General features: G+C 40.0%; 16 protein-coding genes. 9 read left to right on the forward strand and 7 right to left on the reverse strand.

The genetic code is table 11. The features are described from left to right. The first annotated feature begins 76 nt into the window (after positions 1-76). Genes EXE29_RS00435 through EXE29_RS00450 form a run of 4 tightly spaced genes read left to right on the forward strand, consistent with a single transcriptional unit; the run spans position 77 to position 3816 of the window. Positions 77-586: a low molecular weight protein-tyrosine-phosphatase gene (locus tag EXE29_RS00435; RefSeq protein ID WP_106984904.1), complete on the forward strand. Its 510-nt coding sequence runs from the start codon at positions 77-79 to the stop codon at positions 584-586. 15 nt (positions 587-601) lie between these two features. Further along, a complete protein-coding gene (gene murB, locus EXE29_RS00440) occupies positions 602-1636 on the forward strand; it encodes a UDP-N-acetylmuramate dehydrogenase (protein WP_120363622.1) in 1035 nt (344 codons plus the stop codon). A 3-nt stretch (positions 1637-1639) separates the two neighbouring features. After that, entirely contained in the window at positions 1640-2779 is a 1140-nt protein-coding gene (locus tag EXE29_RS00445; protein ID WP_120363623.1) for a YdcF family protein, read from the forward strand. Beyond that, positions 2779-3816, forward strand: coding sequence for an alpha/beta hydrolase (locus EXE29_RS00450; protein WP_106984901.1), 1038 nt, complete (start codon positions 2779-2781; stop codon positions 3814-3816). The genes EXE29_RS00445 and EXE29_RS00450 overlap by 1 nt, the downstream gene beginning before the upstream one ends. An 85-nt stretch (positions 3817-3901) precedes the next feature. Here the strand turns inward: EXE29_RS00450 and EXE29_RS00455 are convergent, their stop codons facing one another. Together EXE29_RS00455 and EXE29_RS00460 are read right to left on the reverse strand one after the other, a co-directional pair. Continuing rightward, positions 3902-5572 carry an FMN-binding glutamate synthase family protein gene (locus EXE29_RS00455; RefSeq protein WP_120363624.1) on the reverse strand — a complete coding sequence of 557 codons (1671 nt, stop codon included), beginning with the start codon at positions 5570-5572 and terminating at the stop codon, positions 3902-3904. 565 nt (positions 5573-6137) lie between these two features. Beyond that, positions 6138-7139, reverse strand: coding sequence for a helix-turn-helix transcriptional regulator (locus EXE29_RS00460; RefSeq protein ID WP_106984899.1), 1002 nt, complete (start codon positions 7137-7139; stop codon positions 6138-6140). Positions 7140-7384: 245 nt separating this feature from the next. On the opposite strand from EXE29_RS00460, the gene EXE29_RS00465 reads away from it, so the two are divergent. From EXE29_RS00465 to EXE29_RS00485, 5 genes are all read left to right on the forward strand, one after another. Further along, positions 7385-8926, forward strand: a complete 1542-nt coding sequence (locus EXE29_RS00465; protein WP_120363625.1) for a circularly permuted type 2 ATP-grasp protein — start codon at positions 7385-7387, stop codon at positions 8924-8926. Between the two features lie 28 nt (positions 8927-8954). Beyond that, positions 8955-9557: a hypothetical protein gene (locus EXE29_RS00470; RefSeq protein WP_120363626.1), complete on the forward strand. Its 603-nt coding sequence runs from the start codon at positions 8955-8957 to the stop codon at positions 9555-9557. Next, complete coding sequence (locus EXE29_RS00475) at positions 9554-10336, forward strand: transglutaminase family protein (RefSeq protein WP_120363627.1); 783 nt, start codon at positions 9554-9556, stop codon at positions 10334-10336. The genes EXE29_RS00470 and EXE29_RS00475 overlap by 4 nt, the downstream gene beginning before the upstream one ends. 18 nt (positions 10337-10354) lie before the next feature. Next, positions 10355-11089 (forward strand): proteasome-type protease, encoded by a 735-nt coding sequence (locus EXE29_RS00480; RefSeq protein ID WP_106984895.1) that lies wholly within the window; start codon positions 10355-10357, stop codon positions 11087-11089. A 102-nt stretch (positions 11090-11191) separates the two neighbouring features. Then, entirely contained in the window at positions 11192-11614 is a 423-nt protein-coding gene (locus tag EXE29_RS00485; protein ID WP_120363628.1) for a BLUF domain-containing protein, read from the forward strand. Between the two features lie 66 nt (positions 11615-11680). On the opposite strand, the gene alr is transcribed toward EXE29_RS00485, so the two are convergent. The 5 genes from alr to rpsF all read right to left on the reverse strand — a co-directional run bounded on the left by alr (position 11681) and on the right by rpsF (position 15804). After that, a complete protein-coding gene (gene alr, locus EXE29_RS00490) occupies positions 11681-12754 on the reverse strand; it encodes an alanine racemase (RefSeq protein WP_120363629.1) in 1074 nt (357 codons plus the stop codon). A gap of 289 nt (positions 12755-13043) precedes the next feature. Continuing rightward, positions 13044-14483, reverse strand: coding sequence for a replicative DNA helicase (gene dnaB / locus EXE29_RS00495; RefSeq protein ID WP_106984893.1), 1440 nt, complete (start codon positions 14481-14483; stop codon positions 13044-13046). Between the two features lie 238 nt (positions 14484-14721). Beyond that, a complete protein-coding gene (gene rplI / locus EXE29_RS00500) occupies positions 14722-15168 on the reverse strand; it encodes a 50S ribosomal protein L9 (protein ID WP_106984892.1) in 447 nt (148 codons plus the stop codon). Positions 15169-15177: 9 nt separating this feature from the next. Then, complete coding sequence (gene rpsR / locus EXE29_RS00505; RefSeq protein WP_004278792.1) at positions 15178-15405, reverse strand: 30S ribosomal protein S18; 228 nt, start codon at positions 15403-15405, stop codon at positions 15178-15180. Between the two features lie 12 nt (positions 15406-15417). Next, entirely contained in the window at positions 15418-15804 is a 387-nt protein-coding gene (gene rpsF, locus EXE29_RS00510; protein ID WP_106984891.1) for a 30S ribosomal protein S6, read from the reverse strand. Between the last annotated feature and the right edge of the window lie 237 nt (positions 15805-16041).

Raw genomic sequence — 16041 nt, forward strand, 5'->3', positions numbered from 1 at the left:
TGAGGGTTGATATAGGATTCATCCTTTAAATAACTTAACATAAGATGCTTGAAATAAAAGTAACATTGAGGTTCTTATGTCATCCCAAACGCCCTATCAGGTGTTATGTGTTTGTCTAGGTAATATTTGCCGCTCTCCTACGGCTGAAGCTGTGTTCAGGCACTTATGTGATGAAGCGAACTTGAATGTTGCAATTGATTCTGCAGGTACCAGCAATTACCATCCTGGTAAGGCACCAGATTCTAGAAGCCAGCAACATGCTAAAAAGCGTGGCTATGATTTGTCTGCCTTACGTGCACGTCAGCTTAAAACTCAAGATTTTGTAGAATTCGATTTGATTCTTGCCATGGATTATGAAAACTTAGCGAATATTCAAGCTTTAAAGATCCAAGCACAGCAAGAGTTTGGTGCAAATGCCTTACGTGCTGATATTGCACTCATGAGTCAGCATGATCCTGACTTTTTTGAACAAGCTGTTCCAGATCCGTATTATGGTGGTGCAAATGGTTTTGAGTTGGTACTTGACCAGTGTGAATCCAGCAGTCGTGCCTGGATTCAGGTTCTTCAGAAAAAATTAAAATATTAAGGTTTAAGATTCGATATGCATATCCAGACTCAAGTACAACTTAAGCCTTTTAATACGCTCAATTTAAATTCGATTGCTTCTCATTATGTTCAAGTGTCTTCAAAACAAGACCTGTTAGAAGCATTGGCCTTTGCAGAGGCAGAGCAACTGAATGTATTTATACTTTCAGGGGGCAGTAATATGCTCCTGCCAGAGCACATCAATGCTTTGGTATTGCACATGCACATAATGGGGATTGAAACTCTCGTAGAAGATGAGCATACCCGAACGGTGTGTGTGGGTGCTGGTCAGGTATGGCATGACTTCGTGTTATGGACGACGACACAGCAGTTGTATGGCTTACAAAATTTGGCTTTGATTCCTGGGCTTGTAGGCGCGGCACCTGTACAAAATATTGGTGCTTATGGTGTTGAAGCAGGTGAATTTATTGATACGGTTGAAGTCTATGATCGTAATCAGAAAAAATTTACATGTATTGCATCGGCAGACTGTGATTTTGCATACCGTCATAGTGTATTTAAAGACGATCCAAACCGTTACATTATCTGTGCGGTTCAATTTAAGCTGTTGAAAACACCAGAACTGAAATTACAGTATGGTGATTTAAAAGTAGCAGTAGGTGATGAGCTCACCGCAGAAAACTTACAACGTCAGGTGATTCATATTCGACAAGCTAAATTACCAGATCCTAAAGAATTTCCAAATGTGGGTAGTTTTTTTAAAAACCCAGTCATTTCTCAGCAGGATTATGAAGCAATTGCAATAAAACATCCTAACTTACCGCATTATCCTCAAGCGAATGGGCAGGTCAAAATTGCAGCAGGCTGGCTAATTGATCAAGCGGGTTGGAAAGGCAAAAAGTTAGGTGTTGTAGGAATGTTTCATAAGCAAGCTTTGGTGCTGGTAAATTATGCTGATGCAACTTTGCACGATGTACGCCGTACCTATCAAGCTGTACAAAATGATGTATATCATCAGTTTGGAATTGACTTAGAACCTGAACCTGTGTTGTTTAGTCAGCAAGGTTTAATCCGTTCACATCAGGACTAAAAAATGAAAAAAACGCCATGGATAGTCCGTTTGGTGCAAATAGTCGCTTTACTATTTGCGCTTTTCGGATGTCTGATCGTTTTTATTTATACGCCTTTTTATTCTAGTTTGATCGTACGTGCACTGAATTATTTTGTACCTGTAGAAGTGAATGAGGTGGCTGCCAAAAGTCAAAAAATGGCTTCTTTAAGTGACCACGAAAGCTATGAGCCAGGCTCAGATATGTGGATTGCACGTCAAGCGTATTTAAAAGTGATGGAAGAAGCGATCCAAACTAAAAATGCACAAGATTTGATGTTGGTACAGGCACGTTATAAAGCACTGCAAAAAAATATCGAAGAAGACATTCAAAAAGAAGTTGAAGAGAAAAATCGCCCTCAGGTCCCATTATTGGCGCCTGTGGTTGATCAAGCAGAGGCAAGTAGTGCATCTGAAGCGACAGTGGCAAATGTTTTTGATTTCAATGCAAAACTTGATGATGAACAGATGCAATATTATATTAAGTTTTTAAAAACACATCCTGTTGAAATGGCGGCTTCAGAGCCTGTGGATGATGAAATTTTTAAAGATATTGCCCTGATTCAGAACCAAAATGAAAATGAGAAAAAAGCCACACAAGCAAAGCCAGCGCACTTATCTGAACCTTATGCAATTGTGGTGTTAGGTGGTGGTTTAACACTCGATAAAAATGGTAAAGATATTGTTGTAAATGACTATACACGCTTACGTTTAGAAAAAACGCTCACAGTAGAACAGCAGTATAAATTGCCAATTGTACTGAGTGGTGTAGAAGCACCTTATATGCAACGTTGGTTGGCTGAGCGTGGTGTAGAAGCCAAATTGCTTGAAGACCGTAGTATGAATACCTGTGAAAATACACGGTTTAGCTCTTTGCTCTTGCAGAAAAAAGGTGGTGCACCTACAGTAATGCTCATTACAGATCGTTATCACATGCCAAGAACTCGACGTTTATTTGCACTCAATGGCATTGAAACAATCGCTATAGAAGCACCAATGCCAACGCATTTAACCCGATGGCGCCCAAGTGAAAAAAATTATGACCATAGTCGCCGTGCCAATTATGAAATGTTGGCGACAATGCGCGACATGTGGGTAGGTACAGAATGCAGGGAGGTACCTTAATGTCTGATATACCTTTTTTAAATCCTGCAATTTTAAAGCAATTAGAGTTGCCTATACCGAGCCGTGAAACTACGCCTCTGTTATTAGAACAATTAAATTTAAATCGACCTTATACGCCGACTTTGGAAATTCAAGCTTATCGTCGTTTGTATGGTTTAGATGCTTTGAATTGTGAGCATTGGCAAGGTGCAATTGAAATGCCTTTGTTTAAGCTACATGTACAGGTCTTTCAACCCAAATTAGAACAAGGTCAACAGAGTAAGGGGACGGTATTTTTATTGCATGGCTATTTAGAGCATAGCGGTATTTATCAACCGATAATTCGAGAAATACTTGAGCAAGGCTACAGTATTTTGACCTATGACTTACCTGGGCATGGTTTAAGCAATGGCTCACCTGCGAGTATTCAAAATTTTGATCATTACCAAGCCGTATTAGACGCCGTATACCGTTATGTAAAACATGCTTCGCAATTGCCTCAGCCATGGTTAGGCATTGGTCAAAGCACGGGTGGCGCAATTTGGTTGCATCACTTGCTTGCCTTTGCTGAGCGTCGTGAAAACCCGTATGTAGATCGCGTATTGTTGTTATCGCCATTAATTCGTCCAGCCAAAACTGCTTGGTGGCACAATTCGGTTGGTTTGGGCATTATTCGCCGTATTAAGCGTGAAGTGCCTCGTCATTTTCGCCGCAATAACCATAATCCTGAGTTTTTACGCTTTGTACGCCTAAAAGATCCACTACAGCCACGTATGATGGGTATGGATTGGATTTTAGCAATGTCGAAGTGGATGCAGGAAATGGAAGATCGTCCAGCATGTCGCATTCCAGTGTGGTTAGCACAAGGTGCGCAGGATCAGACTGTTGACTGGCGTTACAATATTGAGTTTATTCGCCGTAAGTTCCGTTTACAAACGCTACTCATGTTAGAAGAAGGCTCTCATCAGTTAATTAACGAGCGTGCAGATATTCGCGCTGCGCTAACAGGTTTAATTCCTGCTTTTTTAAATGCAAATAGCAGTAAAAGTTATTACTAAGTTGCAGGTTTAGCCTTGAGTTTTTGTTGATCAAAAACATAAAAAAAGTAGCAATATGCTACTTTTTTTATGTCCATTCAGTTATTTAAAAACGCTCGGCGCTTGCCATATTCCACATGCGATAATAAAAATTTTCTTGATCTTTATTCTCACAGTGTAGAAGTTCACCCTCTTTTAGCCAAAAATGGAGCTGGGCATAGTTTTTAATTTCACGATCGTTAATGCGCTGCGCTAAATGATGTGCCTTTAAGTCTGCTGGGTGGCTTAAGCCGGCTGAGGCTAACATTTCAGACAAGCCATGTAGGGTGTTTTTATGAAAGTTATAGACCCGTTCTGCTTTGGTAGGTACATGAATCGCTTTTTGGCGGTCTGGGTCTTGCGTGGCAACGCCCACAGGGCACTGGTTGGTGTGGCAACTCTGCGCTTGAATACAACCAACGGCAAACATAAAGCCACGAGCAGAATTGACCCAATCAGCGCCAATCGCCATTGTACTGGAAATATCAAAAGCACTAATGATTTTACCGCTGGCGCCAATTTTAATTTTATCGCGTAAACCAGCACCAACTAAGCTGTTGTGTACAAAGAGTAGACCTTCTCGTAGCGGTGTACCCATATAGTTAATTAGCTCGACAGGGGCTGCGCCAGTGCCACCTTCAGAGCCATCGACCACAATAAAATCTGGCAAAATTTGGGTTTGAAGCATGGCTTTAACAATACCCATGAATTGCCAAGGTTGGCCGAGGCAAAGTTTAAAGCCTACAGGTTTACCATTAGAAAGCTCTCGTAATTGTTGAATAAAATGCATCAATTCGAGGGGGGTACTAAAAGCAGGATGGCTTGACGGTGATACGCAATCATGATCGCGACTAACACCACGGATTTGAGCAATTTCAGCAGAAATTTTATCTTTAGGCAAAATGCCACCGTGACCAGGTTTAGCGCCCTGAGACAGCTTAATTTCAATCATTTTGACTTGAGGAAGTTTGGCTTGTTCTGCAAAACGAACAGGGTCAAATTGACCATCTAGTGTGCAACAACCAAAATAGCCACTTCCTAGTTCCCAAACAATATCGCCTCCATGTTCTAAATGATATGGGCTAATGCTACCTTCACCTGTGTCATGGTAAAACTGTCCCATCTGTGCACCTTTGTTGAGTGCACGAATGGCATTAGCACTTAAGCTTCCGAAGCTCATGGCTGAAATGTTTAAAATTGATGCACTATAAGGTTGAGTACATTGTGGCCCACCAATGCTGATTCTAAAGTCTGCAGGATTTGCAGGTTTACATGGGCTGAGTGAATGGGTAATGAAGCGATAATTATCCTGATAAACATCTAAAATAGAACCAAAGGGTTTATCTGCATTTTCATTTTTTGCACGTTGGTAAACCAAGCTACGTTGCATGCGAGAGAAAGGAAGGGCATCTTGATCAGCTTCAATAAAATATTGGCGAATTTCAGGACGGAACTCTTCAAATAAAAAACGAAAATGCCCCATGATTGGGTAATTTTTTAAGATGGAGTGTTTATTTTGAAGTACGTCATACAAACCAATCAAACTTAAGATCGCCGTGATAACCCAAACACTATTGAGCAAGGTTTTGGGAACAAAATAATAAATATAGCGAGGCTCATAGCCAATATGGAATGACGTGACCAACAAACAAATAAAAATACACAAGAACCAAATAGAATGGCGTGAAAAAAATGTATTGAGCAGTTTATGTCGTATAGATTGTGTTGGGCTTGGCATATAAAAAGTTATCCATAGACTGCATTAAGCTTTTAATGTGCCGATTTTGTTAGCAATTCTCAAGTTTTAGTTTGTTGATTGAATGTATTTCTGTGCAAATTAATATGCGAAATTCCTGAGCTATACGCATGCTTATTTGCAAAGAGTGGACTAAGTTTTGCTGAAAAATTGTTTAGGTTTTGATCTGCTATATAAAGCAATTCTTATGATTTCACTCGCTAAGATTTTTTAGATAAATTGATTTTACCCCAGCAAAAGGAGCAATAAAGATGACTAAAAAATCGATCCGTTTTAACAATGCAGATCTAGCATGCTTATGCTAATCAAGATCTCTAAACTGACTTTAACTTACCAATACCGTATGCAGTGGGGAAAGCAACTGAATACAGTATTTCAATCAGCCAATCAACGCTAAGAATGACAATAACATTTTAAGAAATTATCAGTCCCAGTTTTGGGACTTTTTTCTATGCAGCCTTATGCTTGCAAAATGGCTAGATAAGCTTGGCCATAACATCTCATTCAAAGCTTAGCTTGAATACAGTATTTGGATTTTTTTAGCGTTTTAAGGTTCATTGATTTGTTGTACTGCATGTAAAACATATTCGGGTTCAATATTTTGAATACGTTTTCCAAAGCTACGTAACCACCAAACCAATTGCGAGGTATAGGGTACAGTTGCAGTAATTAAAATCTGTCCATTATCTAGTTTTTGTATGGTTTGGTCTCTACTGAGCTGAGATTCTTCAAAGTAGCCTGCATCTTGTTCTGTAACAGTAAGGCGAAGCTCGATATTCTCAGTAGGTTGATTAAAATCAACCCTAAAGCCCAATGCACCAGATTCTATATAAGCATCTATATCAAAATTGACTGGATGCAATGCACGTGAATTAAGCACTTGCGCAGATTTAAAGCGGTGCAAAGCGAATGTTTGGATGTCAGTTTTGTCATGTCGGGTGCACACTAAATAAATGATCGCACCTTTTTGAACCAATGCCAGTGGATTTAAGATGTAGGTCTTTTCCTCACTTTGTAAACCACGGCCTTGATATACACATTCTAATTGCTTGTCTTGGAGTAAGCCTTCATAAATCGTTTGTTGTGAGGTTTTATCTACAGTTGGCGGTATAAGAGGCTGATTGGCTGGCACAATACGAACACGGTTGATCCATTGGCGCACACTGTTTTGGGTAGAAAGACTTCGGCGAGCCAAATCAAACCAAGGATTCATTTCCTCTATGAGGCTAGGCGGAAGTAAATGTTTAAGATGTTCCTCAACCATCATAAAAGTTACAGCCTGAGAACTGGTCATGTGTGGCAAGCTTTGAATAGGCGCATCAGCCCGCCAACGCCAGCCCTGAGGCGATGTTTTGCTACTTTCAATTGGAAAGCGCTGGGCAATTTGGTTTAAATCACGCTGAATGGTGCGCAAACTAATATCGATACCTTCGCGTACCAAGCTTTCTTGCAATTCACGTGTCCCAATCCACTTTCCTGTGGGTAATCGCGACAAAATTTGCCATTGGCGATAGAGACTGTTGGATGTTTCTTTTTCTTGTGAGGACATAATTTAGACAATAACTAATCTAGTAGTGAGATGGGCAACGCCAAAATACACAATAAAAAAACTGGATTTATTTCGCAAGTCTTTGACTTAAAAAAACAGCACAATTTGAAACAAGATGGCGCAATTTTAGTCTTGTGTACATGTTGGAAATGATCAATAAATGTAAGGCAAGGTGATAATTTAGACAGCTGGCATGCTTATTGCTTTGATTTGCTTACAATAGATTACAAAGAGAAGAGGTTGGTATGTTGAAAGAAAATATACACGATACAGCTTCCAGTACATCCTTAGAGGCGTATGCATCATCTGTATCTACCATGGGTAGAAATACAGCGACAGCACAGTCCTATGCGTTGTTTGAACATTTGAAGTCAAATTTTTTTAATGAAATGCGTGATGATCGTTTAATCTCGGGTGAAGCATGCCAAAACATAGAACATTGGCTATCGCAGCATAATTTAGATGAATTAAAAGCATTAAACCAACGTGCGAAAGAACATTTTTTATATGAAGGCATTACCTTTAATGTTTATGGTGAGGCTGAGGGGACAGAACGTACAATTCCTTATGATTTAATTCCACGTGTGATTGCGAAGAAACAATGGAATACCGTAGCCACTGGTTGTGCTCAACGTGTACGTGCACTCAATTTATTTTTACATGATATCTATCATCAACAAGAAATTTTAAAGGCGGGTATTGTTCCTGAGTTACAAGTGTTGTCGCATGAGGCATATTTGCCTCAAATGGTACAGCACCATTTAAAAGGTCAGGTATATAGCCAGATTAGTGGTGTTGATATTATCCGTGATCGTCATGGTGAGTTTTATGTGCTTGAAGATAATTTGCGTACGCCATCGGGTGTGTCATATATGTTGGAGTCACGCAAAATAAGCCAAAAACTCATGCCCGATTTATGTGCAAAGAGCAATATTTTGGGCATAGAGCAATATCCAAGCTTGCTCAGACAAATTCTTGAAGAAAATGCTTATTGTGATCATCCATTTATCGTGATTTTAACGCCAGGTCGCTATAACAGTGCCTATTATGAACATGCTTTCTTGGCACGTGAAATGGATGTACCGTTAGTAACTTCTGCGGATTTATTTGTAGAAAATGACGTGGTCTATGTCAAAACCATTAAAGGTCGTCAACGGGTAGATGTGATCTATCGTCGTTTAGATGATGCGTTTTTGGATCCATTAACGTTTAGACCAGACAGTACCTTGGGTGTTGCAGGTTTAATGTCGGCGTATCATCAGCATAATGTTGTGATTGCCAATGCACCAGGTACTGGTGTGGCAGATGATAAATCAATTTATCCGTATGTAGATAAAATGATTCAGTTTTATTTGGGTGAGCAAGCCATTTTAAAAAATGTGCCCACTTACCAATGCCGTGAAGCAGCAGATTTAGACTATGTGTTGAGTCATTTAGAACAATTGGTGGTAAAAGAAGCACAAGGTTCTGGTGGATATGGCATGTTAATTGGGCCCCAAGCGTCTGAACAACAAATTCATGAATTTAGAAAGAAAATAAGCCTTACGCCACATTTATATATTGCACAGCCTACTTTGGATTTATCTGTGTGCCCAACGCTGACTGCGCATGGGGCTGCAGAAAGACACATTGATTTACGTCCTTTTGTGCTGAGTTCACCTTATCGCACAGAAATTGTGCCTGGTGGTTTGACGCGTGTAGCCATGCAAGCGGGTTCATTGGTGGTAAATTCATCTCAGGGTGGAGGGATTAAGGATACTTGGGTGGTGGATAACCTACATGTGTGATGCCTTATACCAATAAAAGGAAAATGAGATGATTTTATTAAAAAGTAATGTACAAAATATTTTTTGGTTGGGGCGATATTTAACACGTATACAGTACTTATGTGCTCAATTTCCTTTTCAAGTAGACGAAGAAGCAACGCAGTATGCACATGCATTTGCTTTAAATGCTGAGGATGCAATTGAGTTAAATGAGCTCCTGTTAGATCCAACACAGGTGGCCTCATTTTCTTATCAGTTTGAATGTGCAAAAAACAATATTCAAGATTTACGCGCAGTGCTAAGTGCAGTGAATTATGCAGAATTAAGTTTGCTGATAAAAAATGCCAATGAAAATCGAGGCTATATTTGTGATGTGGCATCTGAATGCCAAGATATTTTAGAAACTGAATCTGAAACTATTTTTCTATTTTTTAGTTTGGGGCAAGGTATAGAGGAACTCGATCGAGAGTTACGTTTACAACAAGATGAAACAACGACATTAGCGAAGGTTGGTCATATTGTGAGTTCATTGGAGCACTTAGGTTGGTCTGATTTAGAACAAACATGGACACAATTGCAGCAAGTTCCTAATAACACGCATTTTTTTCATTTTTATGACTCGATTCAACGGATATTTGAGGCTGATACATGAAATTCATGGTGAACCATCAAACGCATTATAGTTATTCTGCGGATGTAAATCGGAGCATTCAATATATTCGTATGACACCACCCAGTAATGTCCATCAAAAGGTACATCATTGGGCGGTCAGTGTGCCTGGTCAATCTATTGCGAAACATGATGCATTTGAAAATATTTGGTTGACCAGCTCACAATACGAACCTTATAGCCAATTGACGATTATGGCGCAGGGAATTGTGGAGTTGAATGTAAATAATAGTTTGGGTGTAGATTTGGCACATATCTCACCTGCTATGTTTTTACAGCCGACAGATCGTACCTTGTGCAATACGGAAATGCAGTGTTTCGCACATCAGTATGTTCCAACTCCGACACATCAAAACTTAGTGGCTTTGGCTGAGGCAATTTTACAGTGTATTCCGTACACACCTGCAAGAACCTCAGTACATACCACAGCAATAGAAGCTTTTTTGCATGGTGAAGGCGTTTGTCAGGACCATAGTCATGTGCTTATTGCAATGTGTAAGTATTTGGGTATCCCAGCACGTTATGTATCGGGGTATTTATATGTACCACAAACAGCACATCTGGCCAGTCATGCATGGGCTGAAGCATTTATAGACAATGCATGGTATTGTTTTGATATTAGTAATCAATTGTTTAAACCAAATGCGCATATTTATGTTGCAATTGGCCGTGATTATTGGGATGTTGCTCCCGTGCGGGGGGTACGGGAAAAAGGCGGTATTGAATCAATGAGTTCGATTGTGCAAGTACTTCGCTGTTGAAAAAAAGAAGGATTAAAAATGACTTATTGTTGTGCGATGCGCTTACAGGATGGCATGGTGTTTATTAGTGATACGCGTACTAATGCGGGCGTAGATCATATTTCTGTATTTCGCAAATTATATACCTTTGGTGTAAGCAATGAGCGCTTCATTGTGATACAAACCTCAGGCAATTTAGCCACAACGCAAGCCGTGATTGGTCATCTACAAAATCAGTTGGAGCTGAAAATAGAGCCTAATTTGTATAGCTTAAATACGATGTTTGAGGTTGCTGAATTGGTTGGGCATACCTTAAGAAAAGTCATTGCAGATGTCACTTCAGATACAGTTGAGCAAAGTAATTACTTTTGTAGTTTGTTAGTTGGTGGGCAAATTGGTCGTGCTGATATGCAATTGTATAATATTTATCCGCAGGGCAATTTTATCAGTGCAACTTCGGATACACCATATTTCCAAATTGGTGAAAGTAAGTATGGTAAGCCTATTTTAGACCGTGCATTACGTTATGACATGCCTTTAGATGAAGCGATGCGTTGTAGCCTAATTTCATTTGATTCGACCATTCGTTCTAATGTGTCTGTGGGGTTGCCATTGGATGCACTTATTTATAAAAAAGATAGTCTTGTCATTCCTAATGGAAAGCGAATTTATGAAGAAGACCCATATTTTACAATGATTAGTAAAGGTTGGTCTGATGTATTACGCAATGGTTTAGTTGGCCTAGCAAAGCCCACAGAAGATTATTTTAATTAATTGATCCGTTGAAGAATGCTATGTTAAAACTGTATTGGAACGATAAGATTCCAATGCAGTTTTTATTTTTTAGGGGCTAAAAAAGCTGAGGGCAGTTCGAACATGAAGCAACTTTGTTATGCCAGCTGTTCAGCATCTTCTCCGGTGACATTGCTGGAAGATTTAAGAAACATCCTGAGTGAAGCGCGAGATTTTAACCATCGTCACGCTGTGACAGGTGTACTGTATTATGCAGATGGCTACTTTTTTCAGTGTTTGGAAGGTAACGAGCTGATACTTGAACTACTGGTAGAAAAGCTAAGCAAAGATTTTCGGCATCGTGAGATTAAGATTTATGGATTTAAGAGCATTGATCAAGCGCATTTTGCAGACTGGTCGATGAAATATGTGAGTAGAAATAGTCATGCGCTCCAGTATCTGCATGAACAAGGGCAGGAAAAATTTAGGCCATTTGCTTTGAATGTTGATCAGGTGGAAGCCTTTTTGGTGCATTTGTATGATGCACAGCCTGATGAAGCTGCTTAAATCAAAAAGCCCAAGATTGACTTGGGCTTTTTGTGGAAATGATCTAAAAATAGATTTTCTATCTTTTTAAACCGTTTTACGGATTGGGCGCGCACTCATACGGCAAAGTAATTCATAGCCAATCGTACCATTGGCTTCTGCGACATCATCTACTAGACGGTCTTTGCCCCAAAGCTCTACGGTCGTGCCAATTGGTGCATTTAAGCCAGTCACATCAATCGCAATCATATCCATTGCAACACGGCCAATCACACGGCTTGCTTGACCATTAACATGGACGTAGTTTTGTTTCGGGAAGGCGCGTGGATAACCATCACCATAACCAATAGAGACAATAGCTAACTGCATGGTTTGTTCAGCCACAAAAGTTGAACCATAGCCTACTGATTCACCGGCTTGAATAGTATTTAAAGCGATAATATCCGCTGTAAACGTCATGACAGGATTAAGGTCAAGCTCATGAACTGTTTTGTCGGCAAAAGGTGTTGCACCATAAAGCATGATGCCAGGGCGGACAAAATCAAAGTTTAATTCAGGCCATTTAAAAATAGCAGCTGAGTTACAGCAAGAGCCTAAAATAGGTGCACAAGCTTGTTTTACGTGCAGGAATTGGTCACGCTGTTGCTCATTTAATGGATGATTGTCTGCATCTGCATTGGCAAAATGCATAGCAAGTACGCAAGTAAAACCTTCAGCTTTGAGTGAGTTAATGACCTCAATGATTTCAGGCACTTTAAAGCCTAAACGATTCATCCCACTGTTGAGTTTGACCCAAACTTTTAGGTTTTTTGCAATGTATGCATCTTTGTTTGCCAGTAGCCATTCCAACTGTGGTTGATGGTGCACAACAACTTCGATATTGTGCGCTAACACGGCAGTCATTTCATCCGCGCTGAAAATACCTTCAATCAACGTAATTGGTTGTAGATAACCGAATTCACGAATTTCTAAAGCTTCTTCTAGGCAGGCAACACCGAAGGCATCGGTTTCTGTTAAGGCTGCTAAGCAGTCTTTTACACCGTGTCCGTAAGCATTGGCTTTCACCATGCTGACAATTTTCGCAGTTGGGGCAAGTTGTTTGACGCGGTTTAAATTATATTGAAGTGCAGATTGATCAATATAGACAGTTGCTTGGCGCACCCTAATAACTCCTTAGGATTGGTTTGCTCGCTATAGATTGATTATGCTAAGCGAGTGAAGCCATAAAATATATTTGGCCTGTAAGTTTACGCTAATTTAGTTTAAAGCGCAGGCCAAAGACGTTCTTGATGCACTATTTTAGTGAATTTTAAGCAAAATGATGCGAGTAAATTTGATTGGAAATACTGTGCAGATCAAGTATTTAAATTGGTTTTTTTAAAGTAATTATTTGAACAAAAAGTTAAAAAATATACATATAAAAAAGCAGGCCTAAGCCTGCTTCTATTGATTATTCTTCATCGTCATATTGTGCATAGAACTCAGGCGATAAATTACTAAAACGCGTATATTGACCTTCAAAGGCAAGACGAACAGTACCAATTGGACCATTACGCTGTTTACCGATGATAATTTCCGCCGTACCAGCTTCTTTAGATTCTTTGTTATAAACCTCATCACGATAAATAAACATGATTAAGTCGGCATCCTGCTCGATCGCACCAGATTCACGCAAATCTGACATCACAGGTCGTTTATTTGGGCGGTTTTCCAGTGAGCGGTTGAGCTGTGAAAGGGCAATTACAGGGCACATCATTTCTTTTGCCAAAGCTTTTAAGCTTCTAGAGATTTCCGAAATCTCACCCACACGGTTATCACCCATGCCTGGAACTTTCATCAGCTGTAAGTAATCGACCATAATACAGCCGAGCTTACCACCATGCTGTTTGGCAATACGACGCGCACGTGCACGTACCTCTGTTGGAGGAAGTGCAGATGAGTCATCAATATACAGTTTCTTTTCTTGTAACTGTAAGATGGTACCAGTCACTTTAGACCATTCATCACCATCTAATTTACCCGAACGTAAATGCCCTTGATGTACCTTACCGTAAGACGAAATTAAACGCATTGCGATAGAGTCGGCAGGCATCTCCATTGAATAAACCAAAGCTGGCAAGTCATTATTAAAGAGCACACTTTCAACCAAATTCATGGCAAAAGTGGTTTTACCCATAGAAGGGCGGGCCGCGACAATAATTAGATCGCCGGCTTGCATACCAGAGGTTTTATTGTCGAGCTCTAAGAATCCTGTTGTTAAGCCTGTAATGTTTCCTTCCATTTGTGACAATTCATTTAATTTGTCAAAAACGTCTGCAACGACAGTATTAATTGCTTTAGGGCCTTGAGCTTTCGCGTTGTTATTGTGCTGTTCTGCAATCGAGAAAATATTGGTTTCTGCAAGATCTAAAATTTCACTGACTGTACGACCTTTGGTGTCATAGGCATTTTGTAAAATTTCAGAGCTGACTTTAATCATATTTCTTAAAGTTGAAAATTCTTTAATTTTAGATGCATAGGTTTCTAAGTTGTAGAAACTTGATGGTGAGTCAGCCATCAATTGCATTAAATATTCCTCGCCACCCACTGCATCCAATAGGTTTTGCTTAGTCAGCCAGTCATGCACTAAAACGGCATCATAAGGTGAGCTGTCTTTGGAGAGCTGATCAATGGCGCGAAAAATATATTTATGACGTGTTGCATAGAAGTCATTTTCAACGAGCGTATCACCCACTTGTTCAAATGATTCAGCCACAGTCATGAGGGCTGCAAGCACAGCTTGTTCAATGGCAAGATTATGTGGAGGCGTACGAAATTCTTTAAGTTGTCCTGACTCTGATGTAGGTGTAGGAGCTGATTTTTGTTTCGTATCGGCATTGGCCTGAGACATAGATATTCCGTTTAACAGTCAATACTTGGGCTTAAATATTTATAGCAGATAAATAGGGTATATAGCAGTAGATCATACGCTTTCTACCATAGAAATACGATCATCTATACTGGGGATTCATCTTATATTGAGGTGTATCTGTATATGAATATTTGTGTGAATAGTTTTGTTAAGACTATGACAAAATGTACAGATAAAAAAAGAGCATGCAAATGCATGCTCTTTTTTTGGTGCGAAATTACTCTGCTACGATAGTAACAAGAACTTCTGCAACAACATCATGGTGCAATTGGATTGCGATGTTGAATTCACCAGTGTGGCGAAGCGCGCCATTTGGCAAACGTACTTCTGAACGATCTACCACTAGACCAGCGTTAGTTAACGCGTCAGCGATGTCACGAGTACCGATTGAACCGAATAGTTTACCTTCGTCACCAGCTTTAGCAGTGATAACGATGTTAACTTCGTTCAATTGGTCAGCACGAGCTTGAGCAGCAGCTAAAATTTCAGCTTCTTCTTTCTCAAGTTCTGCACGACGAGCTTCAAAAGCAGCAGTGTTAGCTTCTGTTGCAGCAACAGCCTTACCTTGTGGGATAAGGAAGTTACGGCCGTAACCAGCTTTAACTGAAACTTTGTCACCTAGTTTACCTAGGTTTTTAATGCGTTGTAGTAAGATAATATCCACAGCTCAACCTCACTTATGATTGTCAGTGTAAGGGATCAAAGACAAGTAACGCGCTTGTTTAATAGCTAACGCTAATTGACGTTGGTAACGAGCTTTAGTACCTGTAATACGGCTAGGAACAATCTTGCCGTTTTCAGTGATGTACTGTTTTAAAGTGTCGATATCTTTGTAGTCGATGTACGTAACGTTCTCAGCTGTAAAGCGGCAGAACTTGCGACGACGGTAAAAACGTGCCATTTAGTGTTCTCCTTATGCTTCAGCAGAGTCTTGAGCTTGTTGTGCTTCTTCACGTTGAGCTTTACGCGCACGTTTTTCTTCAGCACTCTTAGCCAATAGTGACTCTTCAGTGATAGCGTTTTCACGACGGATGATAAGGCTACGAATAATTGCATCGTTGTAACGGAACAATTCTTCAAGCTCATCAAGAGTAGCTTGACCACACTCAACATTCATAAGAATGTAGTGAGCTTTGTGGATCTTGTTGATTGGGTAAGCCAATTGACGACGGCCCCAGTCTTCAAGACGGTGGATTTGACCTTCAGCTTCTTTGATTTGTGAGATATAGCGTTCAACCATACCCACAACTTGATCGCTTTGATCTGGGTGTACTAAAAGTACGATTTCGTAATGACGCATTGTCAGCTCCTTACGGTTTAGACAGCCCCTAACGTAATTGTTAGAAGCAAGGAGGCATAACTACTATAAAATAGTTATGTCGCAGTGTGTGCGAGGCACAGATTTTAGAGGGTTTGCTATTGGAATACAAGGTGTTTAGCTAAAAAGCCTGTATTTTTTATGGTTTTAGCATAAGTGGGGTTGTTGTTTGTACAGATGTGTTGAAATGCGACATGCATGTATGAGCAGATCTGACTG

It is taken from the genome of Acinetobacter sp. WCHAc060006 (assembly GCF_004209135.1).
Lineage (GTDB): Bacteria > Pseudomonadota > Gammaproteobacteria > Pseudomonadales > Moraxellaceae > Acinetobacter > Acinetobacter cumulans.

Bases quoted from the DNA above. Each gene is read 5' to 3' on its own strand.
- EXE29_RS00435 (WP_106984904.1), top strand. From the start codon at position 77: ATGTCATCCCAAACGCCCTATCAGGTGTTATGTGTTTGTCTAGGTAAT.
- murB (WP_120363622.1), top strand. From the start codon at position 602: ATGCATATCCAGACTCAAGTACAACTTAAGCCTTTTAATACGCTCAAT.
- EXE29_RS00445 (WP_120363623.1), top strand. From the start codon at position 1,640: ATGAAAAAAACGCCATGGATAGTCCGTTTGGTGCAAATAGTCGCTTTA.
- EXE29_RS00450 (WP_106984901.1), top strand. From the start codon at position 2,779: ATGTCTGATATACCTTTTTTAAATCCTGCAATTTTAAAGCAATTAGAG.
- EXE29_RS00455 (WP_120363624.1), bottom strand. From the start codon at position 5,572: ATGCCAAGCCCAACACAATCTATACGACATAAACTGCTCAATACATTT.
- EXE29_RS00460 (WP_106984899.1), bottom strand. From the start codon at position 7,139: ATGTCCTCACAAGAAAAAGAAACATCCAACAGTCTCTATCGCCAATGG.
- EXE29_RS00465 (WP_120363625.1), top strand. From the start codon at position 7,385: ATGTTGAAAGAAAATATACACGATACAGCTTCCAGTACATCCTTAGAG.
- EXE29_RS00470 (WP_120363626.1), top strand. From the start codon at position 8,955: ATGATTTTATTAAAAAGTAATGTACAAAATATTTTTTGGTTGGGGCGA.
- EXE29_RS00475 (WP_120363627.1), top strand. From the start codon at position 9,554: ATGAAATTCATGGTGAACCATCAAACGCATTATAGTTATTCTGCGGAT.
- EXE29_RS00480 (WP_106984895.1), top strand. From the start codon at position 10,355: ATGACTTATTGTTGTGCGATGCGCTTACAGGATGGCATGGTGTTTATT.
- EXE29_RS00485 (WP_120363628.1), top strand. From the start codon at position 11,192: ATGAAGCAACTTTGTTATGCCAGCTGTTCAGCATCTTCTCCGGTGACA.
- dnaB (WP_106984893.1), bottom strand. From the start codon at position 14,483: ATGTCTCAGGCCAATGCCGATACGAAACAAAAATCAGCTCCTACACCT.
- rpsR (WP_004278792.1), bottom strand. From the start codon at position 15,405: ATGGCACGTTTTTACCGTCGTCGCAAGTTCTGCCGCTTTACAGCTGAG.
- rpsF (WP_106984891.1), bottom strand. From the start codon at position 15,804: ATGCGTCATTACGAAATCGTACTTTTAGTACACCCAGATCAAAGCGAT.